General features: G+C 35.0%; 16 protein-coding genes. 8 read left to right on the top strand and 8 right to left on the bottom strand.

Going from position 1 to position 18,887, the window contains the following annotated elements:
• Positions 1-6 precede the first annotated feature (6 nt).
• From OQ292_RS24625 to OQ292_RS24615, 3 genes are all read left to right on the top strand, one after another.
• Complete coding sequence (locus OQ292_RS24625; protein WP_284686645.1) at positions 7-1,434, top strand: hypothetical protein; 1,428 nt, start codon at positions 7-9, stop codon at positions 1,432-1,434.
• Positions 1,435-1,439: 5 nt separating this feature from the next.
• Positions 1,440-1,682: a hypothetical protein gene (locus OQ292_RS24620; RefSeq protein ID WP_284686644.1), complete on the top strand. Its 243-nt coding sequence runs from the start codon at positions 1,440-1,442 to the stop codon at positions 1,680-1,682.
• Positions 1,683-1,885: 203 nt separating this feature from the next.
• Positions 1,886-2,467 (top strand): hypothetical protein, encoded by a 582-nt coding sequence (locus OQ292_RS24615; RefSeq protein ID WP_284686643.1) that lies wholly within the window; start codon positions 1,886-1,888, stop codon positions 2,465-2,467.
• 104 nt (positions 2,468-2,571) lie between these two features.
• On the opposite strand, the gene OQ292_RS24610 is transcribed toward OQ292_RS24615, so the two are convergent.
• From OQ292_RS24610 to OQ292_RS24595, 4 genes are all read right to left on the bottom strand, one after another.
• Positions 2,572-4,032 (bottom strand): efflux transporter outer membrane subunit, encoded by a 1,461-nt coding sequence (locus tag OQ292_RS24610; protein ID WP_284686642.1) that lies wholly within the window; start codon positions 4,030-4,032, stop codon positions 2,572-2,574.
• A 97-nt stretch (positions 4,033-4,129) separates the two neighbouring features.
• Positions 4,130-7,303, bottom strand: coding sequence for an efflux RND transporter permease subunit (locus tag OQ292_RS24605; protein WP_284686641.1), 3,174 nt, complete (start codon positions 7,301-7,303; stop codon positions 4,130-4,132).
• 86 nt (positions 7,304-7,389) lie between these two features.
• Entirely contained in the window at positions 7,390-8,553 is a 1,164-nt protein-coding gene (locus tag OQ292_RS24600; RefSeq protein ID WP_284686640.1) for an efflux RND transporter periplasmic adaptor subunit, read from the bottom strand.
• A gap of 1,007 nt (positions 8,554-9,560) precedes the next feature.
• Positions 9,561-9,839, bottom strand: coding sequence for an ArsR/SmtB family transcription factor (locus OQ292_RS24595; RefSeq protein ID WP_284686639.1), 279 nt, complete (start codon positions 9,837-9,839; stop codon positions 9,561-9,563).
• 516 nt (positions 9,840-10,355) lie between these two features.
• Between OQ292_RS24595 and OQ292_RS24590 the strand changes: the two genes are divergently transcribed.
• The 4 genes from OQ292_RS24590 to OQ292_RS24575 all read left to right on the top strand — a co-directional run bounded on the left by OQ292_RS24590 (position 10,356) and on the right by OQ292_RS24575 (position 13,752).
• Positions 10,356-11,621, top strand: a complete 1,266-nt coding sequence (locus OQ292_RS24590) for a serine hydrolase domain-containing protein (protein WP_284686638.1) — start codon at positions 10,356-10,358, stop codon at positions 11,619-11,621.
• Between the two features lie 23 nt (positions 11,622-11,644).
• Entirely contained in the window at positions 11,645-12,136 is a 492-nt protein-coding gene (locus OQ292_RS24585) for a DUF4240 domain-containing protein (RefSeq protein WP_284686637.1), read from the top strand.
• A 168-nt stretch (positions 12,137-12,304) separates the two neighbouring features.
• The gene (locus OQ292_RS24580; protein WP_284686636.1) at positions 12,305-12,787 is read left to right on the top strand and encodes a MarR family winged helix-turn-helix transcriptional regulator; all 483 of its coding nucleotides are present in this window, start codon (positions 12,305-12,307) and stop codon (positions 12,785-12,787) included.
• A 53-nt stretch (positions 12,788-12,840) separates the two neighbouring features.
• Entirely contained in the window at positions 12,841-13,752 is a 912-nt protein-coding gene (locus OQ292_RS24575) for a PLP-dependent cysteine synthase family protein (protein WP_284686635.1), read from the top strand.
• Positions 13,753-13,795: 43 nt separating this feature from the next.
• On the opposite strand, the gene OQ292_RS24570 is transcribed toward OQ292_RS24575, so the two are convergent.
• Positions 13,796-14,212 (bottom strand): OsmC family protein, encoded by a 417-nt coding sequence (locus OQ292_RS24570; RefSeq protein ID WP_284686634.1) that lies wholly within the window; start codon positions 14,210-14,212, stop codon positions 13,796-13,798.
• Between the two features lie 131 nt (positions 14,213-14,343).
• Here OQ292_RS24570 and OQ292_RS24565 point away from each other — a divergent pair, with 131 nt between their 5' ends.
• The gene (locus OQ292_RS24565; protein WP_284686633.1) at positions 14,344-15,315 is read left to right on the top strand and encodes a hydrogen peroxide-inducible genes activator; all 972 of its coding nucleotides are present in this window, start codon (positions 14,344-14,346) and stop codon (positions 15,313-15,315) included.
• A 183-nt stretch (positions 15,316-15,498) separates the two neighbouring features.
• Here the strand turns inward: OQ292_RS24565 and OQ292_RS24560 are convergent, their stop codons facing one another.
• The 3 genes from OQ292_RS24560 to OQ292_RS24550 form a co-directional block, all read right to left on the bottom strand.
• The gene (locus tag OQ292_RS24560; protein WP_284682082.1) at positions 15,499-16,836 is read right to left on the bottom strand and encodes a transposase; all 1,338 of its coding nucleotides are present in this window, start codon (positions 16,834-16,836) and stop codon (positions 15,499-15,501) included.
• A gap of 213 nt (positions 16,837-17,049) precedes the next feature.
• Positions 17,050-18,243: a HupE/UreJ family protein gene (locus tag OQ292_RS24555; protein ID WP_284686632.1), complete on the bottom strand. Its 1,194-nt coding sequence runs from the start codon at positions 18,241-18,243 to the stop codon at positions 17,050-17,052.
• A gap of 93 nt (positions 18,244-18,336) precedes the next feature.
• Positions 18,337-18,882, bottom strand: a complete 546-nt coding sequence (locus tag OQ292_RS24550) for a hypothetical protein (protein WP_284686631.1) — start codon at positions 18,880-18,882, stop codon at positions 18,337-18,339.
• Positions 18,883-18,887 lie beyond the last annotated feature (5 nt).

Below are 18,887 nucleotides of genomic sequence, written 5' to 3'. Positions count from 1 at the left end.
TATAAAATGACTAAAGATATTATTGATTATGAATTGATGATTAAAAATCATGATTATACCAATTCTGATTTTAGTAAGATGTTAAAAGCATTTGATAAATCTGTAATTCATTTAGATTCAAAAAAATGGTTTTTAAATCAAGTGATGAATTGTGATACTATCAATCAAATTGCAACTACTACCAAAAAACAAACTTTAGAGGGTTTAGTGATTGCCTATAAGCCACTACAAAACCTTATGCAAAATAGGATAAAAGTATTCATAGAAAATGATTTGCAAAAAGCTAAAATTGATAAAGGTTCGGTGGTGATGGTAATGGGTAATACTACCCAGAAAAAAACTGAAATTAGAGATAAATCGAAAGAAGTCGGATTAAAATACAGTACCACTTATTCTAATAAAGTGACACATATTATTGTTGGCACTACGCCTAAAGAAGTGGTAAAAGTTGTAGGTGAAATAAATGCCTTATTTATTACCGAAAGTCAATTTACAGATTATTATAATACACAAAATCCAGGGTTTTTAATAACGGATGAAACTGAGTCAGAAGAAGGTGGAATGGTGGATAACCTGAAACAGTTGTTAGGTTCAGCAGACGAAGAAAATGTGGTAATTGGTTTAGAGATTCTTAAATCTGGTGGAGTACCAAAATCAATTATTCCAGATTTATTTTATTGGCAAAAAACGCATAGTGTTACCAAGGTTAGAACACAAATCAAGAAATTGTTACAGGCAAATGCACCAAACAATTTATATGGTGCTGTAAATGATCTAACTGGTTTGCCAAACCCCCAGAAATTAAAAGAATTTGCTATAAATAGTAAGTTAAAAAAGGTAGATAAAAAGTGGGGTAAAGAGGTTTGTTTCGAGTTTTCAATTGAACTTTTTAAGAGAATACAAAAAGGCTTGCGGTATACTTTTGAGAAATGTAAGTTCGGAGAAGAATGGAGAAAGAAAGCTTTAGAGTTGGTTTTTGAAGATGGAAAACTAAATTGGACTGCTGCCTTAGGATATAAAAATTATAAGAATGCGAATCCAGATGAAATTATACATTTTGGAGGGAATAATACGATAAAACTTCCCATTGATATTTTAGAATATGAAACTGTTTATAAGCTTCAGTTGCATAATACTAAGATGAAAATTTTGAAAAGAGAAATTGGTAAATTTACCGATTTGGTAGAATTAGATTGCTCAGTAAATCACTTAAGTGAACTGCCAAAAGCCATTGAAAAATTACAATCTTTAGAAAGAATAGATTTGTCGATGAATGCTTTTCAATCATTTCCGATGGAATTGCTGCAACTAAAGAAATTAAAAATGATTGATTTAAGAATGAACTCCTATTTCACATATCCGAAGTCCGAAACTCCTTTAGCTATACCAGAAGAAGTAAAAGACGCTTTACCCAATTGCGAGATTTTGATATAATGAAATTGAAAATTATTCTGCATACAGCATATCCATCTGTATTATTGATTTCCCTGTTTTTTATAAGTCATTTTAATCCGGATGTTCCTTATTCTAAAGGCATTTCTATTGGATTACTATTTACTTTTTTCAGCAAATTAGTTTTTGATGAAATTAAATACTTGAAAGACGTTGAAGTAAAAGATGGTATGATAAAACTAGAAAGTTATACGCCATTTTATCCATTAAAAGAGAAAGTTTTGCATTAAATGAGATTGAAAAATTAAAGATTCGCAAGAAAATTCTTATTTGGAGAAACTTCAATCAATTAAATTTTAAAGCAAATCTCAGAACCAAAGCATTTATAATACTAGATAAGAACATCTCACAAAAGGTAAAGCATTTATAAACAAAGCACAGACTGTTTTAAACCAGAACACATTTAAAAATCAATAGCTAATTGTAACCTATTATGAAAGTCCATTCAGAAGATTTTGAAATTGACCTGTTTCCAGAAATTGAAGATGTATTTGTACCAGAGAATAAAGGGTATGAAGATGTTTTTTTTCCTATTTATTCCGTAAAACTTAGTGACATTGACGAGCGATGGGGAGATGAAACGATTCATATGATACAGTTCAATGAAGATCCTTATAATACAGAAACTGTAAAGTATTATAAAGATTACTGTAAAGATTGTATGATCGCATTCGAACTAGTTGATGGGAAATACAAGTTCAAAACAGATTTAGGTTTTTTTAATTTAACTGATGATTGGAAGGACTATCATAAACAGACAAAAGAGTCTTATTTTAAATCAAAAGAATCTTTTATAAAAGGGGAGAGCGATTTTGATCCGGAAGATTTAATTTTTGGTGGAGAACCACATTGGTGGCAGAGTGATGAAACACCCCTCGATCCAGATGGCTTCCCAATGTTGTTTGTTTCTGAGTTTGAAACAGACCGAATTTGTAATGATTCTTGTGATAAAAAAATGTATTTATTCTACAGTCATAAACATAAATTGGTTGTTCAGATTTATCAAATAACTTAAGAGAAAAAAAGGTAGAGCCTTCACATTATGAAGGCTTTACAACTACAGGTAAAATCCAAAATAAGGAAAGCTCATGGGAATTCCTTATCTAAGACATATGGGTGTTATCTATTAAATTCTACTATTCCTTTATCTCCTCCGCTGGCAACAATGAGGTTAACCGTACTTAGCAATTGCTCTCCTAAAAGTTGAACAGACATTCTTTCTGCTTCCAGTACAATTCTCTCCGCATCAACCACTTCGAGGTAGGTTACGAGTCCTTTTAGGTATCTTTGGTTAGATAGTTCTGCTGCCATTTGTGCCGCATTTAAGAACTCTTGCTGTGCAGTTAGCTGCTCATTTATTCTCAACAAATTTGATAAAGCTCTTTCAACATCTTCGTTAGCTAATTGCTCTTGAAGTTTGTAATCTTCTACCACTGCTTGTTTTTGTAAAGCACTAATGGCTACTTGCGAACGTCTTCTCCCACCTTCAAAAACTGGAATGGCAAGTGTTGCACCTGCTAGCCAAGCTCTACTGTTTTCTTCAAAAAGATGGTCTGCACTGCCAGACACTAAGCCGGCAGAACCATCCAGATACAATGAAGGGAGCAACGATTTTCTACTATTTTTCAATTGCTCTTCAAAAGCTTGAATGTTAAATTCGGCTGCTTTTAAATCTGGTCTGTTTGATGCAAGCGAAGCAGAAGCCAATGGGTTTACATCTGGTGCCAGATACTCGATTCCTGTTTTAGGAATGGAGAAAGAACTTGCTGGCCGACCACACAAAGAAGCCAAGGCAAGTTCAATTTCCGTTCTTCGCAGCTGATTGCTCTTTAACTGGACAGCAACAGAAGAAAGCTCTGTTTTTGCCCTTTGTAAATCAATTTCATTAGTTAAACCAGCATTATATCTGGTTTCCACAATTTCTAAGTTTTCTTGTCTGGTACTGAGTGTCCTTTCTAGAATTTTATTTTCTGTATCCAGCGTAATAAGTTGGATAAAGTTTCGGCTTACTTCAGAAGCAATGTATAAAGATATATTTTCCTGATTGGCAGCAGTAGCCTCATAGTTGTATCTAGAAGCATCTACAGAGTTTTTAATTTTGCCGAAAATATCTACCTCGTAACTCAAGTTTACCGGTATAGAATAAGTATTGGTTTGCACCCTTTGTGCGGCAATATCAAACTGCATAGGTCTGTTTGCAGAAAACTCTTGTCTAGTAAAAGAAGGATTTACACTTACAGAAGGAAAAAATCCAGCTTTTGCAACATCCACTCTTTCTTTAGCAATACCTGTTTGGCTCTTAGCTATTTTAATGTTTTGATTATCTGAGATAGCCTGTTTTGCAAGCTCGTTAAGTTCATTATAACCGAAGGCTTCCCACCAATGGTTATTTTCGGTTACAGTAAATTCAGGAGTAGATCTAAGTGTATCATCGCCCACTTTCATTACATTTAAGTAACTTTTATCATTTTCTCCTGAATTCCATTTCCATTTTGCTTCATCGCTATTTTGAGCAAATATTGGTATGCTAAATAGCCATAGCAATCCTACAGGAATTATTTTTTTAATATTTTTTTCCATAACATTTATATGTTGAGGATTCCCGCAGCAGGAGCAGTAAAAGGTTTAATCCTTATACTTTTCTCCTGGCAAGAATACAAATTAATCATGGGTGATTTTATGCTTCTACTAGATGTTCTTTTTTAGCTTTTTTGAATTTAGAAACTGTTGCCAGTTTGCGACAGAGTACATAGAATACAGGAGTAAAAAGCAATCCGAAAACTGTAACTCCAAGCATACCACTAAACACTGCTACCCCCAATGCTTGACGCATCTCTGAACCTGCTCCGGTTGCTGTAACCAAAGGCACAACACCAAGAATAAAGGCAAAAGAAGTCATCAAAATAGGTCTTAAACGTAGTTTCGCTGCTTCGGTGGCTGCTTCTACCAATGCACGTCCTTGGTCTTCAAGCTGTCTAGCAAACTCTACAATTAGAATAGCATTTTTACTTGCTAAACCTACCAATACTACCAGACCAATCTGAGTAAGTATGTTATTGTCTTTTCCTGAAATGTCTACACCTATCATAGCAGAAAGTAAACACATTGGAACAATTAAGATAACTGCCAGTGGTAAAAGCCAGCTTTCGTATTGGGCTGAGAGTAAAAGGAATACAAAAAGCACTGCCAAACTGAAAGCGATAACTGCTGTATTACCCATTTTTTTCTGCTGATAAGCAATCTCTGTCCATTCGTAACTGATACCTTCTGGTAAAACTTTATCGGCTAGTTTTTCCATTGCTGAAATTGCATCACCAGAACTTTTACCTTTTACCACATCGCCAACAAGCTCAGAAGCAGGGTAGAGGTTATACCTCGGCATTCTAGAAGGGCCCGCAATGTTTTTAAAAATACCTAGTGAGCCCATCGGCACCATTTCTCCATTGTTATTTCTCACTTTTAGTCTCAAAATGTCATCAGGTGTTAATCTGAAAGGTGCATCCGCTTGCGCTGTAACTCTAAATGTTCTTCCTAGATAGTTAAAGTCGTTCACGAAAGCTGAACCCAGATATATTTCAAGCGCATTAAAAACCTCGTTTACTGGTACACCTAATTTCTCTGCACGAACTCTATCGAAATCGAAATATAATTGTGGTGTTCCGGTGTTAAAAAATGAGAAAACATTTGCCAAAGCAGGGTCTTGGTTTGCTGCAACTGCTAATTCTGTTGTAGCATCTTTTAAAGCTTCTACACCGCGACCTTGTCTGTCTTGCACCATCATTCTAAAACCACCTGCATTACCAATACCACGGACTGGTGGTGGTGGAATTACAACTACATAAGCTTCTTCTATCGATGCCATGCTTTGTCTCATATTATTGAGAATATCCTGATAGGAGAGTCCCATTTCTTCACGCTTGTCAAAGTCTGCCATCATGGTAAAGATGGTTGCCGCATTGGATGCATTGGTGAAACTTGCCCCATCGAATCCTGCAAAAGCAATCGCATTTACAACTCCTTCAGTATGTAACAATTTGTCTATGGCTTTCTGAATAGTTTCATCAGTTCTTGAAAGCGATGAACCCGGAGGTAACTGTAAAGCAACTATAAAATAACCTTGATCTTGGGCTGGGATAAAACCAGTTGGTATTCTATTGAATTCAATAACTGTAACTACCATTAAAACCAAATAAACTACACCAACTGCTGCACTGTATTTAATCAGTTTGTTTACTAGTTTTCCATATCCACTCGAAAGGTTTTCCATAAATCGATCAAACCATTTAAGAAATATTGTAAATGGATTTCTAGATTTAGATTTTTTGGAATGATCATCTTCCTTCTTGTGTGCTTTTAAAAGTAAAGCAGACATTGCCGGGCTTAAAGTTAGCGATACAAATACTGAGATCATGGTGGCTACAGAAATAGTTACTCCAAATTGTCTGTAAAACTGTCCTGATATTCCTTCTAAGAAAGTTGTAGGGATAAATACCGCGATCAAAACCAAACCAATTGCCAATACGGCGCCACCTACTTCACTCATAGTTTTTCTAGCTGCCTCTCTTACACTCATGCCATTACTTAGGTTGAGTTCCATATTTTCTACTACCACAATTGCATCATCCACAACAATACCAATTGCCAGTACCAAACCAAATAGTGTGAGGTTATTCAAAGAGAAACCAAGTGCAGACATTACTGCAAATGTTCCTATTAATGAAACAGGTATTGCTAATATTGGAATAATAGTCGCTCTCCAAGTTTGTAGGAATAGTAATATTACCACGATTACGAGTATTACCGCTTCAAAAATTGTGTGTCCCACCTCATCAATAGATTCTTGAATAAAGCTAGTAGGATTATAAGCAATGTCATATTCTAATCCTGAAGGAAAGCTTTTAGAAAGCTCTTCCATAGTAGCTTTAATCTGATCTGCTGTTTCTACAGCATTGGTACCCGGGCGTTGGAATACTGGCAGTGCCACTGCTTTTTTATCTCCAAGGTAACCTCTGGTTGCATAGCTAGCAGCTCCTAATTCTACTCTACCAACATCTTTTACTCTTACAATTCTTCCGTCTTTTCCAGATTTTACAATGATGTTTTCAAACTCTTCAATCTCTTGTAATCGTCCTTTAGTTTGCACACTTAACTCAAAAGCATGTTGGTTTCCAGTAGGAGGTTGGTTTAAGTTACCACTGGCAATTTGAATATTCTGATTCCTTAAAGCCGAAAGTATTTCCCCTGCAGACAAATCCATGGAAGCAATTACATCAGGATTTAACCAAATACGCATAGAGTATTCGCTGGCACCAAACATGCCCATATTACCAACACCTTTAATTCTTGAGATTACATCTTTTACTTGTAAAGTAGCATAGTTTGCGATGTAAATTTGGTCGTAAGTATCATCCGGTGAATACATGTTGATTACCAACATTAAGTCTGGTGAATTTTTACGGGTTGTTACACCCATTCTTCGCACTTGCTCTGGTAAACGTGGCTCTGCAATTGCCACCCTGTTTTGAACAAGTACCTGCGCTTCATCTAAGTCTGTACCTAATTCGAAGGTAACTGTGAGGGTCATTACGCCATCTGCTGTAGATTGAGAAAGCATGTACAACATGTCTTCTACACCGTTGATTTCCTGTTCAAGTGGAGTTGCCACCGTTTTGGAAATTGTTTCTGCACTTGCGCCGGGATAGTTCGCTGTAACAACAATGGTTGGTGGAGCCACTTCCGGGTATTGAGATACTGGCAAAGAAAAGTAGGCCAGTGTTCCTATTATAATAATTAAGATAGATATTACCGATGCCAGTATAGGCCGATCGATAAAAGTATGACTAAATTTCATGCTATTTCTTTTAGATTTAGGCAAGAGATTCCCAGGGTTAAGAGAATCTCTAACCTGTGTTTTTCACGGCTTGTTATTGTATATTTTTAGTTCTTTGTAAGTCCTACAATCTCTCTAGATTCAGGAGCTACTGTCATCCCAGGTCTGATTTTCAAGATGTTTCCGGTGATAATCTGATCATCAGTACTTAGGCCACTTCTTACAATCCTCAGGTCTTTATTATACAATGGACCGAGTTGTACTGGCTTTGCTTGCACTTTGTTACTATCGGCTAAAACGAACACGATTTTTTGAGATTGATCTGTTCCAATAACCGCATCTGGTATCAGAATAGCTTCATGTTCACCTGTGCCAGCAAGCTTTGCACTACCAAACATCCCTGACTCAATCGAATAATCTGAGTTCTGTAAGATAGCTCTTGCCTGTATCGTTCCTGTACCCAAATCCACCTCGTTGTCTGTAAAATCCAGTTTGCCTTCGTGAGTAAATCCCTCTTCGCCCAAAAGCTGTATGGTTACTCTTGAGCCTTCTATGTTTCCCTCGTTATAACTAGAATATTTGTTAAATGCAGACTCGCTACCTTCGAAGTAAAAATAAATTGGGTCTAGCGATACAATCGTTGTGAGCAATGTTGCCTGATCGGTTCCACCGCTAATTAAGTTACCAGCATTCACATAATCTTCACTCACTTTTCCAGAGATTGGTGCCCTTACTACAGTAAATTGCAGATTAAGCTCCGCATTGCTTACATTAGCTCTGGCAGCTTCTACTTGTGCCGATGCTGCATATAAAGCTTGTTCTCTGCCGTCAAACTCCTCTTGAGAGATGGCTTTAGAACCTTGTAAAGACTTTACTCTTTCAAAAGAACTTTGTGCTTGTTTCTCTTGTGCTTTAGCTTGTTCCAATTGTGCTTTAGCTTGCTGTAGAGCGATATTAAATGGTCTTTGATCAATAATGAATAACACATCACCTTTCTTTACCATATCGCCATCTTTAAACTTTACAGCATCTATAAAACCACTCACGCGGGCTCTTACTTCTACGCGTTTCATTGCTCTAAATCTGCCAGAGTATTCATCCCATTCTGTTATATTCATTTTAACTGGGTGTGCTACTGGTACAGAAAGATATGATGCAGGTGCACTGTCTGGGCTATTAGCAGAGCTACAGCCGATCATAACAAGTCCAGAAAGCATCAATAATATATTTATAGGATTTTTTAATAAACTTCCTTGTTTTGAGATTTCCATTTTTAACACCATTATATTTAATAAGTTGAATTCAATAGCTTATAGCTATTTATTTTGTTGAATTAAGATAGTTTGATAGTTCTGATGCCTTTCTTTTAAGATGGATACCGGTTTCCAAACACTTCAAAAAAGGCAATACGATGCCAACCTACTTAAGGTAGCATTTTTTATCAGGAGGTTTTCACCTCTCAAAAATTGTGGTTTCTTAAGTTTAAAATCTATTTTCTGAATTGTAGCAAAGCAATGTTGTTTAAGGAGTTCGTCTTTTAATATTCCCTAGGTTTTGTAATCTTCAATGCAAAAGTAAATTTTGCAAGTAGGGTATGGTTAATAAAATTCAAACTGATAGTTGTATAAATCAAACAATTTGCATTTTGCTATGTACTTATTTTGCTTTTAGAAATTTAAGCTACATCATAATTTATGGGATTTCAATTAGTTTATTGACACTTAATATATATGTAAGGAATATAAGCTATATAGTTATAGCCAAGTATTTTAACGCTAAGTTATTCGAGAATTCAGAAAAAAATCAACTGTAATTCTAACAGGAAAATATAATAAAATCTATTGTGAACATGACTTTCTGATTTACGTAAGTATTTCAATTAAATATTTGAGTAAGTAAGATAAAGTTAGCCTATCAAATAATTTTTGACAATTGACAAATCAAGGAAGTAAATGTATATTATAGTTATTAATACCTCAAAATAGTTATTTTTACTTTGTAGGTAGTTCGTTTAAATACATTTTAACTTTGATTGTGGCTAAGAAATAATGTTTTTCTTTTATAAATGGATAACGATCTCTTACTAACAGTTAAATTAAGAATAAAAATTAATTCTTGATAGTTTGTAAATTCAGGATAAGTAAAAAGAGCATAAAGTTTTACTTTATTCTCTGTAATAATTCATTGCCTTGCTTATATTAATTAGTAGTAATAATTGTATTGTGAGGCAAATATATAGATATATCGAAATATTTCAATATATCTATGTAAAAAATTTTTAAAAATCTTTCAGTTTTTCTAAAAACGCTATGTAATCGCCCAAAACTTCTTTATTGAGGTTGTATCTAACATGTCTTCCATCTTTAGAATAAGTAACCAAATCGGCTTCTAATAGCTGTTTCATATGATGAGAAACAGATGGTTGAGCCAAGTCTACCATTTTATATATATCTGTACATTGTAAACAACTTGCTTGTTTCCCCAACGCAAGTAAAACTTTCAGACGGTTATCATCCGCTAATGCTTTTGATATTTTTTTGATTTTTGAAAGTTCCATATAGCCCTCTTTATTTATATGTTTTAACACGTAAATATAATAATTAATACGCTAGGTTAAAACTGGTTTTAGTATCCTTAAACAATTTTCAATATACTGAAAGTTCACAGCTAATGTAAACTTTCAATTAACTTTTAATAATTATCGCTATTTATCAAGTAAAATTTTCATTTAGATGAAATATAAAACCATTTAAAAACACAAAAGCTAAAGCCAAATGACTTTACATAGTTATGTGATAATAAATGGTGTTTTACCATATAGCTTCTATATATCAATTCATTTTAGGCATTAAAAGTTTATTAATTTAGAATTAGAAGTCTAATAGTTGAAAATTTGTTCATGTTTTTTGAACTATACCAGACAGTAAAAATATACTGCTGTACTTTGTTTACCTGTTACATTTATTGGCATTAAATGCACACTTAAACATTATCTATTTTTAGTACAAATCGTATTTTGCAAAGTAAAATGATATTCGTACTTTGTGTAAACTTGATTTTTTAAAAATAGAAGATGAAAAAAACAATTTACTTCTTTGGTGTACTTGCTGCCCTTTATGCATGTCAGCACCCAACTGAAACAACAGAAACAGAGCAAAATTCAATTATTGACCAATCGGCTAAAAATCGGCTAGATTCCACTCTCCAATCTTTTGTACAAGACAGTATTGTTGCCGGAGTATCGGCTTTAATTTTTGAGAAAGGCAAAGAGGCCTATTTCAATGCTTATGGCTATGCAGATCGAGAAGCAGGTGTACCTATGGATCGAAATACGATAGTCACCATCTATTCTATGACCAAGCCAATTACAGGAACAACTTTAATGACACTGTATGAAAAAGGCTTATTTAAACTGGAAGACTCATTGGCTAAATTCGCACCTGAGTTCGCAGAAATGCAAGTAGCAACAGGTTTGGATAATGAAGGAAATATGATTTTAGAACCTGCCAACAGAGCAATTACCATTGCTGATATAACTAGACATACTGCCGGATTTTCTACCCGTGCTGATTTAGGTTTAGATAAAGCATCACAAGAAGCGGACTTACTGAACATGGAAACCACTTTGAGTGACATGGCTGGTAAACTCAGCAAATTACCGCTTGGGTATCAGCCTGGCCAGCGTTGGGAATATGGTATTTCTGTAGATGTGCAAGCATATCTTGCTGAAAAATTAGCTGGAAAACCATTCGATGAATATATGAAAGAAGTAGTGCTCGATCCTTTAGACATGTCGGAAACAAGTTATTTTGTGCCAGAAGATAAAAGAGACAGGGTTGCCGCCATTTATTATAAGACAGATACCAGTCTAAGCAGAGTTCCTGATGAGCGTATCCATACCATCAATTACGACCATTGGCCAATGAAACCCGGCGGTTGGGGATTAAAATCTACCATAGATGATTATATGACATTTGCTCAAATGCTAGTGAACGAAGGTACTTATAATGGTAAAACTATTTTGAAACCTGAGACTGTGAAAAAGATGGCGACCAATCATTTACCACCAGTTGAAGATAGCCTTTGGTTACCAAGTAAAGGTAGAGTTGGCTTTGGGATAGATTTCGCCGTTCGCACAGAACCACCAATGACACCAGAAGAAATGAATGGCATGGTAGGGGAGTTTTTCTGGGATGGAGCAGCCAGTACTTTGTTTTGGGTTGATCCTGAAAATGATTTAACCGCAGTGCTGTTTTTTCAAGTAATGCCATTTCAAGGGGGTGTTCATAAGAAATTTAAAGATGCAGTTTATGGATCTATAAGTCCTGAGAGTTTGTAGTAATTTTTATTATTGATTGACTAATGACTGAAAATAAATTTTGGGATTTAATTGAGGATGCATGGAATTCAGCTCCTGAGTTTAAAGAAAAAAGACTAGATCAATTAAAAGAAGATGAGTATTGGGTAAATGAACTTGGAGTAGAAATTGAAAAGGTAATTAGTGACAAAGTTTTTCCAAAATTAAAATTGGTTTTAGTCAAATTTTCAAAAGAAGAATCATTTGAGTTTAATAGAATTTTAGAACGTTTACTATATAATTTAGATAGAGAAGAAGTACATAGATATCTTGAGGGAGGAAATGATGGTTTTCTATATGCAATGGGATTTGTTGTTGCAATGGGAAGAGAATATTATTATCTAATTAATCAATTTCCTGAAAAAGGAGCGCCATTAGTATCTGAAGAATTTGCCTACATGACTAGAGCGCTTTATCATCAATTATATGATGATGAAAATAGGGGAATATTTGAAGTAGATAGAGAGACTGGATCAAACGTAAACGGCTGGAAGTAAAGACAAAAAAAGATTTTTGTACTAAAATAGAGAGCTTATAGGCATTTAATGTTTATAAGCTTTTTATTTTTTTAATTCTCCTTTTACATAATCGATAAAAAAAATCGCAATTTTAGTTAACTAGCTAACTAAATTATTATATTTGTTAACCAGTTAACTATTTGAGCCATGAATCAAGATTTTTTAAGAGAATTAGAGTTTTTAGGTGTAACAGCAAGAATCAAAAGGTTAAGCGATTCTTTATTTTATAGTATTAAAGAATTGTATGCGCTTGAAGGCATTGATATAGAACCAAGTTGGCATCTAGTTTTTTTGATCTTGAAAGAAGAACAGAAGATTTCGATGATAGAGCTGGCTAGAAAGTTAAACATATCCAAACCTGCATTAACCAAGATGATTAATAAGATGGCTCAAAAAGAATATGTAGCCATTCAACCTGATGAAACTGATAATCGAAAAAAACTAGTCGGCCTCTCAGAAAAGGCATATATAATGTTGCCAAAGTTTGAGAGAGTTTGGGATGCTGGTCAAAAAGCGGTGCAGCAAATGTTAGAGGATAATGCTCATTTTATGTCTGCACTCAAAGAGTTTGAAAAGCAACATTTCGAAAAGAGTTTTAAAGACAGGGTATTAGAACAACTCAATAAGTAAAATTTCTCATCTACAATAATTCAAATTAAGTGAATCATTAATTTTTGTATGCTATGGTTAATATTGGCAATACTCCATTACTCAAACTGGAAAAACTCACCACACCTGATTGTGCAGATGTTTATGTGAAATTCGAAGGGGCTAACCCTACAGGTAGTATGAAAGATCGAATGGCACTTTCTATGATCGAAGGAGCAGAGCGAAGAGGAGAGTTGAAACCGGGAGATAAAGTCGTTGAATACACAGGTGGAAGTACGGGAAGCTCATTGGCAATGGTTTGTGCAACAAAAGGTTACCAAGCACATTTTGTATCCTCTAATGGATTTTCTGAAGAGAAGCTGCAAACAATGCGGGCATTTGGTGCAACGGTTGAAATAATACATGCAGAAAATGGTGTATTAACGGCTGATGTGTTGAATAAGATGATAGCCAGAGCCAAAGAATTGATACAAGAAACTGGCGCTTTTTGGCCTAACCAAATTAACAATCTTGATAATAAAAAAGGTTACCATGCAATGGGCAAGGAAATATTAAAAGGTTTGGGTACCGATATTGATGAGTTTGTGGCTGCTGTTGGTACAGGTGGATGTATTTCTGGTAATGCAGAAATTTTAAAAGAGCAGATTCCAACTATGCGAACAATTGCGGTTGAACCTTATCATGTTCGAAATATTTCTGGAGGAGATACCAGTGGCAAACACAAATTAGAAGGTATAGGCTTATCTTTTGTTCCCAATATTTTAAGAACAGATTTGATCGATAATGTCATTTCTGTGAAAGATGAAGATTCTTATTTTACTGCCAACGAACTTGCAAGAAAAGAAGGGATTTTTGGTGGTATTACTTCTGGGGCAAATGTTTGGGCAGCATTACAAAGAGCGAAGAAGATTGGACCCGGTAAAAAAATTGTAACGGTTATTATCGACTCTGGCCTTAAATATTTAAATGGAGATTTGTACAAATAAAAAACGAGCCGATTAGGCTCGTTTTGATGTTGCTTTGTGATAATTAAACTAGCTTGATAGTAAGTGTTATTTCTGTATTTAAAAGCTTAGATATCGGACAAATTTCTTTTGCTTTTTGTGCAATTTGCTTGAACTCTTCTTCTTCAATTCCATCTACATGTCCCACTAGCTCTAATTGTATTTTTGTAATAGTACCGTCTTCAAAAGAAAGTTTTGCTTCGGTGTCGAGGTTGCCAGGAGTGTAACCTTTTTCACTCAAAAGAAAACTTAACTGCATAGTAAAACAACCTGAATGTGCTGCTGCAACCAATTCTTCTGGGTTGGTGCCTACGCCTTCTTCAAATCTTGTTTTAAAAGATAATTGTGTGTTGTTCAAAGTAGTACTTTGTGTACTAATTGTACCTTTACCTTCCATTCCAGTACCTTTCCAGTTTGCATTTGCTTTTCTTGTGAATTTCATGATTAAATTAATTTAGAGATTTTGTTTCGATTTATGTTTCTGTTTTTTCTTATTGATGATTCAAAATTAGCGGCATGGTTATTATAAATCAAATTGATATATTTTTATCTTTATAAATAATATTTATAATCATGACGATACAGCAACTCAAATATATTGTGACTTTAGATGCAGAAAGGCATTTTGCCAGAGCTGCAGAGGCTTGTATGGTTTCTCAACCGGGACTCACCATTCAGCTTAAAAATTTGGAAGAAGAAATAGGTATCAAACTTTTCGATCGGTCTAAAGTACCGCTAAAACCAACCGTAGTAGGAGTGGAGATCATCAACAAAGCCAAGAAGATTCTCAGAGAAGTGGATGAAATCCGCGATTATGTAATTAATGAGAAGAACAAACTTGAAGGAACTGTTAAGGTTGGAGTTATTTCTACGCTTTCGCCATATCTGGTGCCGATGTTTATTAATAATTTGAAAGCTTCTGTTCCCAAAGTAAAGTTTATAATTAAAGAGGCTTCTACTTTTCAGTTGATGAATGATGTAGAAACGGGAGTGCTCGATGTGGCATTAATGGCAACGCCAACAGGTAATGCAAACCTAAAAGAATTTACCATTTTCCATGAGCCATTCGTAGCCTATCTGCATCAAGAGCATCCGATGGCAAGTGAGCCATTTTACGAAATGCGGGAAGGTGATCAAAAGGAATTATTGCTGTTACAAGATGAATATTGCTACAATGCACAATTACTAGACATCTGCGAATTAAAAAATGACAAGCAAATTAAAGAGCAGTTTAGTTACGATATCAATTCGATTGAAACCTTAAAAAATCTGGTAAGAGCAAAGTTGGGTTTTGCTATTTTGCCTCAATTGTCTATTCTCAACGAGCAGCAAAATTCCATGTATAAACCTTTTAAAGAACCCAAGCCAGTACGAGAAATTAGTTTGGTAGTGGCCGATACTTTTTCTAAAAAGTTGTTACTCGAAAAAATGAGCCAAGCAATTTGGGATAGCTTACCAGAAGAATTACAACAAGGTTTTAAATACAAAAAAATAAGGTGGAATGACTCACCTTATTTTAATAGGGCCTCCTTGAAAATTGATTAAGACCAATAAAAAATAAGAGTTGGATAGATAAAGTTCAGCTTTTTTTTGTTTCAAATCTTGGTACCTGCTGTTTTGGACTATTTAAAAAGTACAATACTGTGAGTAATCCTATTGATAAAACTGGAAAATATTGCTTTTGGATAGTATAGACACACTCATCCCATAGGCTTTTCAGCTTTAGGTTTAGGCGGCCTGAAGTAGAGGGGCTTGTTCTGATTTCCTTTTGCTGATCTTAACGGCATTGGCCATCATAACTGCGAAAAAAACGTGTATCATTTCTCGTTTTTCTCCTTTAACCTTGATCTTATTGAGGCCATAAGCTGTTTTATGCACGCCAAAACTTCCCTCCATCACCGTGGCTCTTTGGCTAGAGATGAGACTTCTGAGTTGGCTTTCAGCAGGGTTGTTTACTTTAGGACCTTTCTTTGGAAAGCAGGTAAATATCTTCTTTTCTGTTAAATACTTCCTGTTTTTGTTGGTGGCGTAAATGCGATCTGCTCCTAGTTGATGAAGTGAGCCAAATATCGATCTATGTTTTAAACTACTTAATTTCAGTCTGGTACTTTCATTAAAAGCGCGGAACTCCATGGTATCGATAAAGCAGATACCATCCACCTGAAGCAGGTGTGCCTTCATTCCGAACTCAACCCTTTTAGCTTCTTTACCTCGCACTATCGGCCTAACATAAGCCTTGGGAAGTGATACAATCCTGTTTTTCAATTCTTTAGCTGGATGCTGCTGCAAGAATTGCTGTTGCTCGATTATCTTCTTTATAGTTTTTAGATATGTTCTCTCATGTAAGTGAAGCTGTATTTGTGGATTTTCGTTAAGTAGGCATTGCAGTTGCCCCAATCCTTTGGATAGTAGATATATCAATGACTTTTTACGCTTGCGACCAGCTTTATATGTCTTTTTACGACTACGATCATAAGACATCTGCATGCGCTTTTGATCTATATATTTGGAGCCAGGTCGTTTTACTCCTAATATTTTACAGTATCTGTAAAGCTGCTTTTCAAACACCCATTGGCAGCTCTCCCAGAGCAGCTTAACATCGGTAGGAAAACGAATATAACTCTCATAACAAGTAGCATCCATTAAGAGCACATGCGTATTATGCATGTCTGTTTTCCAGTGTTGGAGTAGTACCTCTTGAAGTTGTTGCCAATCAGTATGGTCCGCCATATACGTCCTGATTCGACTTAAAATGGCCTTATCCTTAATCTTTTGATGATCCTGTAGCAATTTATTGCAAAATAGCTGAAGGCTCCAATCGGTATTAAAGCGTGCTATGAGCTTTTCATCACTCAGGTTTAAATAGGCTTTTAGAAACATTAAGCCAAACATGCCCTGAGGCGAAAACCAGCTAGGAGCACCAGGGCCTTTATTTTTCTTAGGCAGACATGCAGAAAGTTGTTCCCAAGGGATGCTATCATAAACATTACCCAATTTACTACTCTTAAATAAATACCATTTTGGAGTTAAGTAATCTTGTGGTTGGAAAAGCTGTTGATCTCTCATATATTGTAGTGTTAATTGTGATTAGACACTACAATTTAACAAATCAAAAACCCCGAAAAAAGCTTTTATTAGCTAATTGCGGGGTTTTATTTTATACATTAATGCATTTAAAACCTTGATTTTCAATCCCTTTTATTTAAAAGGTAAGGCCTTTAATAAGATTTTGAAAGGAGCGAAAGGCTAATATACATTATATGGTAATTTGATAAATTGTTACAACAAAGAGTTAGCAAAAGCGGTAATCACATTTTCTTTTTCCTGCATTCGTTCAAAAATCCATGCAATAGCTGTAATGCCTGTTATCACTGCAAATGACATTCTAATTACAGAATAGTACTTCCATTTGCTGGCTAATAACAGTGGAAAGAAACAAACCATAATTATAAGTTGCATGCTTTCAATTCCTAAGTTAAAACCCAAAACACTGAGTAAACGAGCTTGCCAATCGAGGTTCATTGACGAAAGTGAAATAGAAAATGCCAAACCGTGAATTAGCCCAAAACTAGCTGCAACCAATGGTTCTCTTTTATTAAATATGGGTTTGATACAGTGAATAGCAGAAATTAAAATAGAAACAGCAATTAATACTTCGATGTATTGTGCTCTAAATGGTATAAGATCAAAACTACCAGCTAAAAGCGTAATTGAATGACCAATAGTAAAGGCAAAACTGATCTTTAAAAACCTGATTAAAGTAAAGCTAAGACCTTGAAAACCTGTCCAGTTTTTATCCTGTACAGTAAGTGGAGCAACAAGTAAAAGAGTTAGTAAAAACAAGATATGATCTAAACCCACTCTTATATGTTCCATTCCATATAGAAACATAGCCCAAGTTCCTTTAAACCAACTTCCTTGTTCTAAATCAATTTTTAGTGGATTGATGCTATTTGTATTATAATCTGTTTCTATTACCCCAATCGGACGAGCTGTTTTGTCAGAGATTAAACCACTGTTCCAATCATATTTTAAGAATACAAGTACCTTATGGGTGATTACTTGGTGGATAATCGCATTATATACAAAACTAAACTGACGCATTTCTTCCGAAGTAGGAGGGATGAGTTCAAAGTGAATCTCTAGTTCAGAATAGTTACCAACTTCACGGTCATATTCATCTACCTTTTTATAATCTTTAATAACTGTTTGCCAATTGTTATTTGCAGTAGATGCTAGTATATGTTGACTGAAATATGCCAATATAAAAGAAGAATCTATCTGAGCTTCATTATGCATGGTGGCATCCATTAATACAATAAATGGCATTTTGGCAGTACCTGAAATTGTTTGATCACCTACAGACAATTCAATTACGGTATTAGGCATTGGATGTCCTAATGCTTGCTTTTGAAAAGTAATAAGCGCAAACATTATAAGCATTTTTAAAACTAATATCTTGTGTTTATTCATTTTTTGTGCTGTTAGCCAATTTTAGAAAAATACTCTTCTAAGTTTTTAGAAGAGTATAAACTCACATTCTAGCAATGTTGATTGTTGTAATTTTTATCCTTCCCAATAAACTCTATTGCTAAATTCTTCTCTAACTTGCTCAGTCCAATATTCAACTTCATCGCTGCTTATCACTCCATTTTCAACTCCTTCTTCAATAAATGGAACAAAACTATTAGTGAGTGATTCTATTAAATTTTCAGGATCGAAATCGTAGTTTTCACAAACCATAGCCAAGTTATAGCCATAGTTTTCCATAAACGTATGCATGTTGTTATGAGAGATGCCAAGAAAAGCGATAAGTACATTTTCTATAGGAGCATGGCCACGATGTAAACCCAAACTACCTTCTCCCCAAGCAGTGTCTACCAAGTCATCTAGGTCTGATGTTGTATTCACTTTCCCATCGAAAGCAGCCCCACCACCTGTACCATTGGCTTGTAGATTGGTTATTACATCTCCAGTTCCTGTAGAGGTTATACTACTCACCGAACCAGAAGTCTCAAGTGTATCAGAATCATCTGAACACGCTACGAAAATGCCCACAAGCATCAAAACCACATAATTAACTGATAAGATGGTTATCCAGCTTTTTTTCATGATAT

Origin of the sequence: Chondrinema litorale (assembly GCF_026250525.1) — a bacterium.
Taxonomy (GTDB): Bacteria; Bacteroidota; Bacteroidia; order Cytophagales; family Flammeovirgaceae; genus Chondrinema; species Chondrinema litorale.
The sequence above is the reverse complement of the archived record's forward strand: the minus strand, read 5'-3'. Positions and strand labels throughout refer to the sequence as shown.

Excerpts from the sequence above, each read along its gene's own strand:
- OQ292_RS24625 (WP_284686645.1), top strand. The coding sequence starts at position 7 with ATGACTAAAGATATTATTGATTATGAATTGATGATTAAAAATCATGAT.
- OQ292_RS24615 (WP_284686643.1), top strand. The coding sequence starts at position 1,886 with ATGAAAGTCCATTCAGAAGATTTTGAAATTGACCTGTTTCCAGAAATT.
- OQ292_RS24610 (WP_284686642.1), bottom strand. The coding sequence starts at position 4,032 with ATGGAAAAAAATATTAAAAAAATAATTCCTGTAGGATTGCTATGGCTA.
- OQ292_RS24605 (WP_284686641.1), bottom strand. The coding sequence starts at position 7,303 with ATGAAATTTAGTCATACTTTTATCGATCGGCCTATACTGGCATCGGTA.
- OQ292_RS24600 (WP_284686640.1), bottom strand. The coding sequence starts at position 8,553 with ATGGAAATCTCAAAACAAGGAAGTTTATTAAAAAATCCTATAAATATA.
- OQ292_RS24595 (WP_284686639.1), bottom strand. The coding sequence starts at position 9,839 with ATGGAACTTTCAAAAATCAAAAAAATATCAAAAGCATTAGCGGATGAT.
- OQ292_RS24590 (WP_284686638.1), top strand. The coding sequence starts at position 10,356 with ATGAAAAAAACAATTTACTTCTTTGGTGTACTTGCTGCCCTTTATGCA.
- OQ292_RS24585 (WP_284686637.1), top strand. The coding sequence starts at position 11,645 with ATGACTGAAAATAAATTTTGGGATTTAATTGAGGATGCATGGAATTCA.
- OQ292_RS24580 (WP_284686636.1), top strand. The coding sequence starts at position 12,305 with ATGAATCAAGATTTTTTAAGAGAATTAGAGTTTTTAGGTGTAACAGCA.
- OQ292_RS24575 (WP_284686635.1), top strand. The coding sequence starts at position 12,841 with ATGGTTAATATTGGCAATACTCCATTACTCAAACTGGAAAAACTCACC.
- OQ292_RS24570 (WP_284686634.1), bottom strand. The coding sequence starts at position 14,212 with ATGAAATTCACAAGAAAAGCAAATGCAAACTGGAAAGGTACTGGAATG.
- OQ292_RS24565 (WP_284686633.1), top strand. The coding sequence starts at position 14,344 with ATGACGATACAGCAACTCAAATATATTGTGACTTTAGATGCAGAAAGG.
- OQ292_RS24560 (WP_284682082.1), bottom strand. The coding sequence starts at position 16,836 with ATGAGAGATCAACAGCTTTTCCAACCACAAGATTACTTAACTCCAAAA.
- OQ292_RS24555 (WP_284686632.1), bottom strand. The coding sequence starts at position 18,243 with ATGAATAAACACAAGATATTAGTTTTAAAAATGCTTATAATGTTTGCG.
- OQ292_RS24550 (WP_284686631.1), bottom strand. The coding sequence starts at position 18,882 with ATGAAAAAAAGCTGGATAACCATCTTATCAGTTAATTATGTGGTTTTG.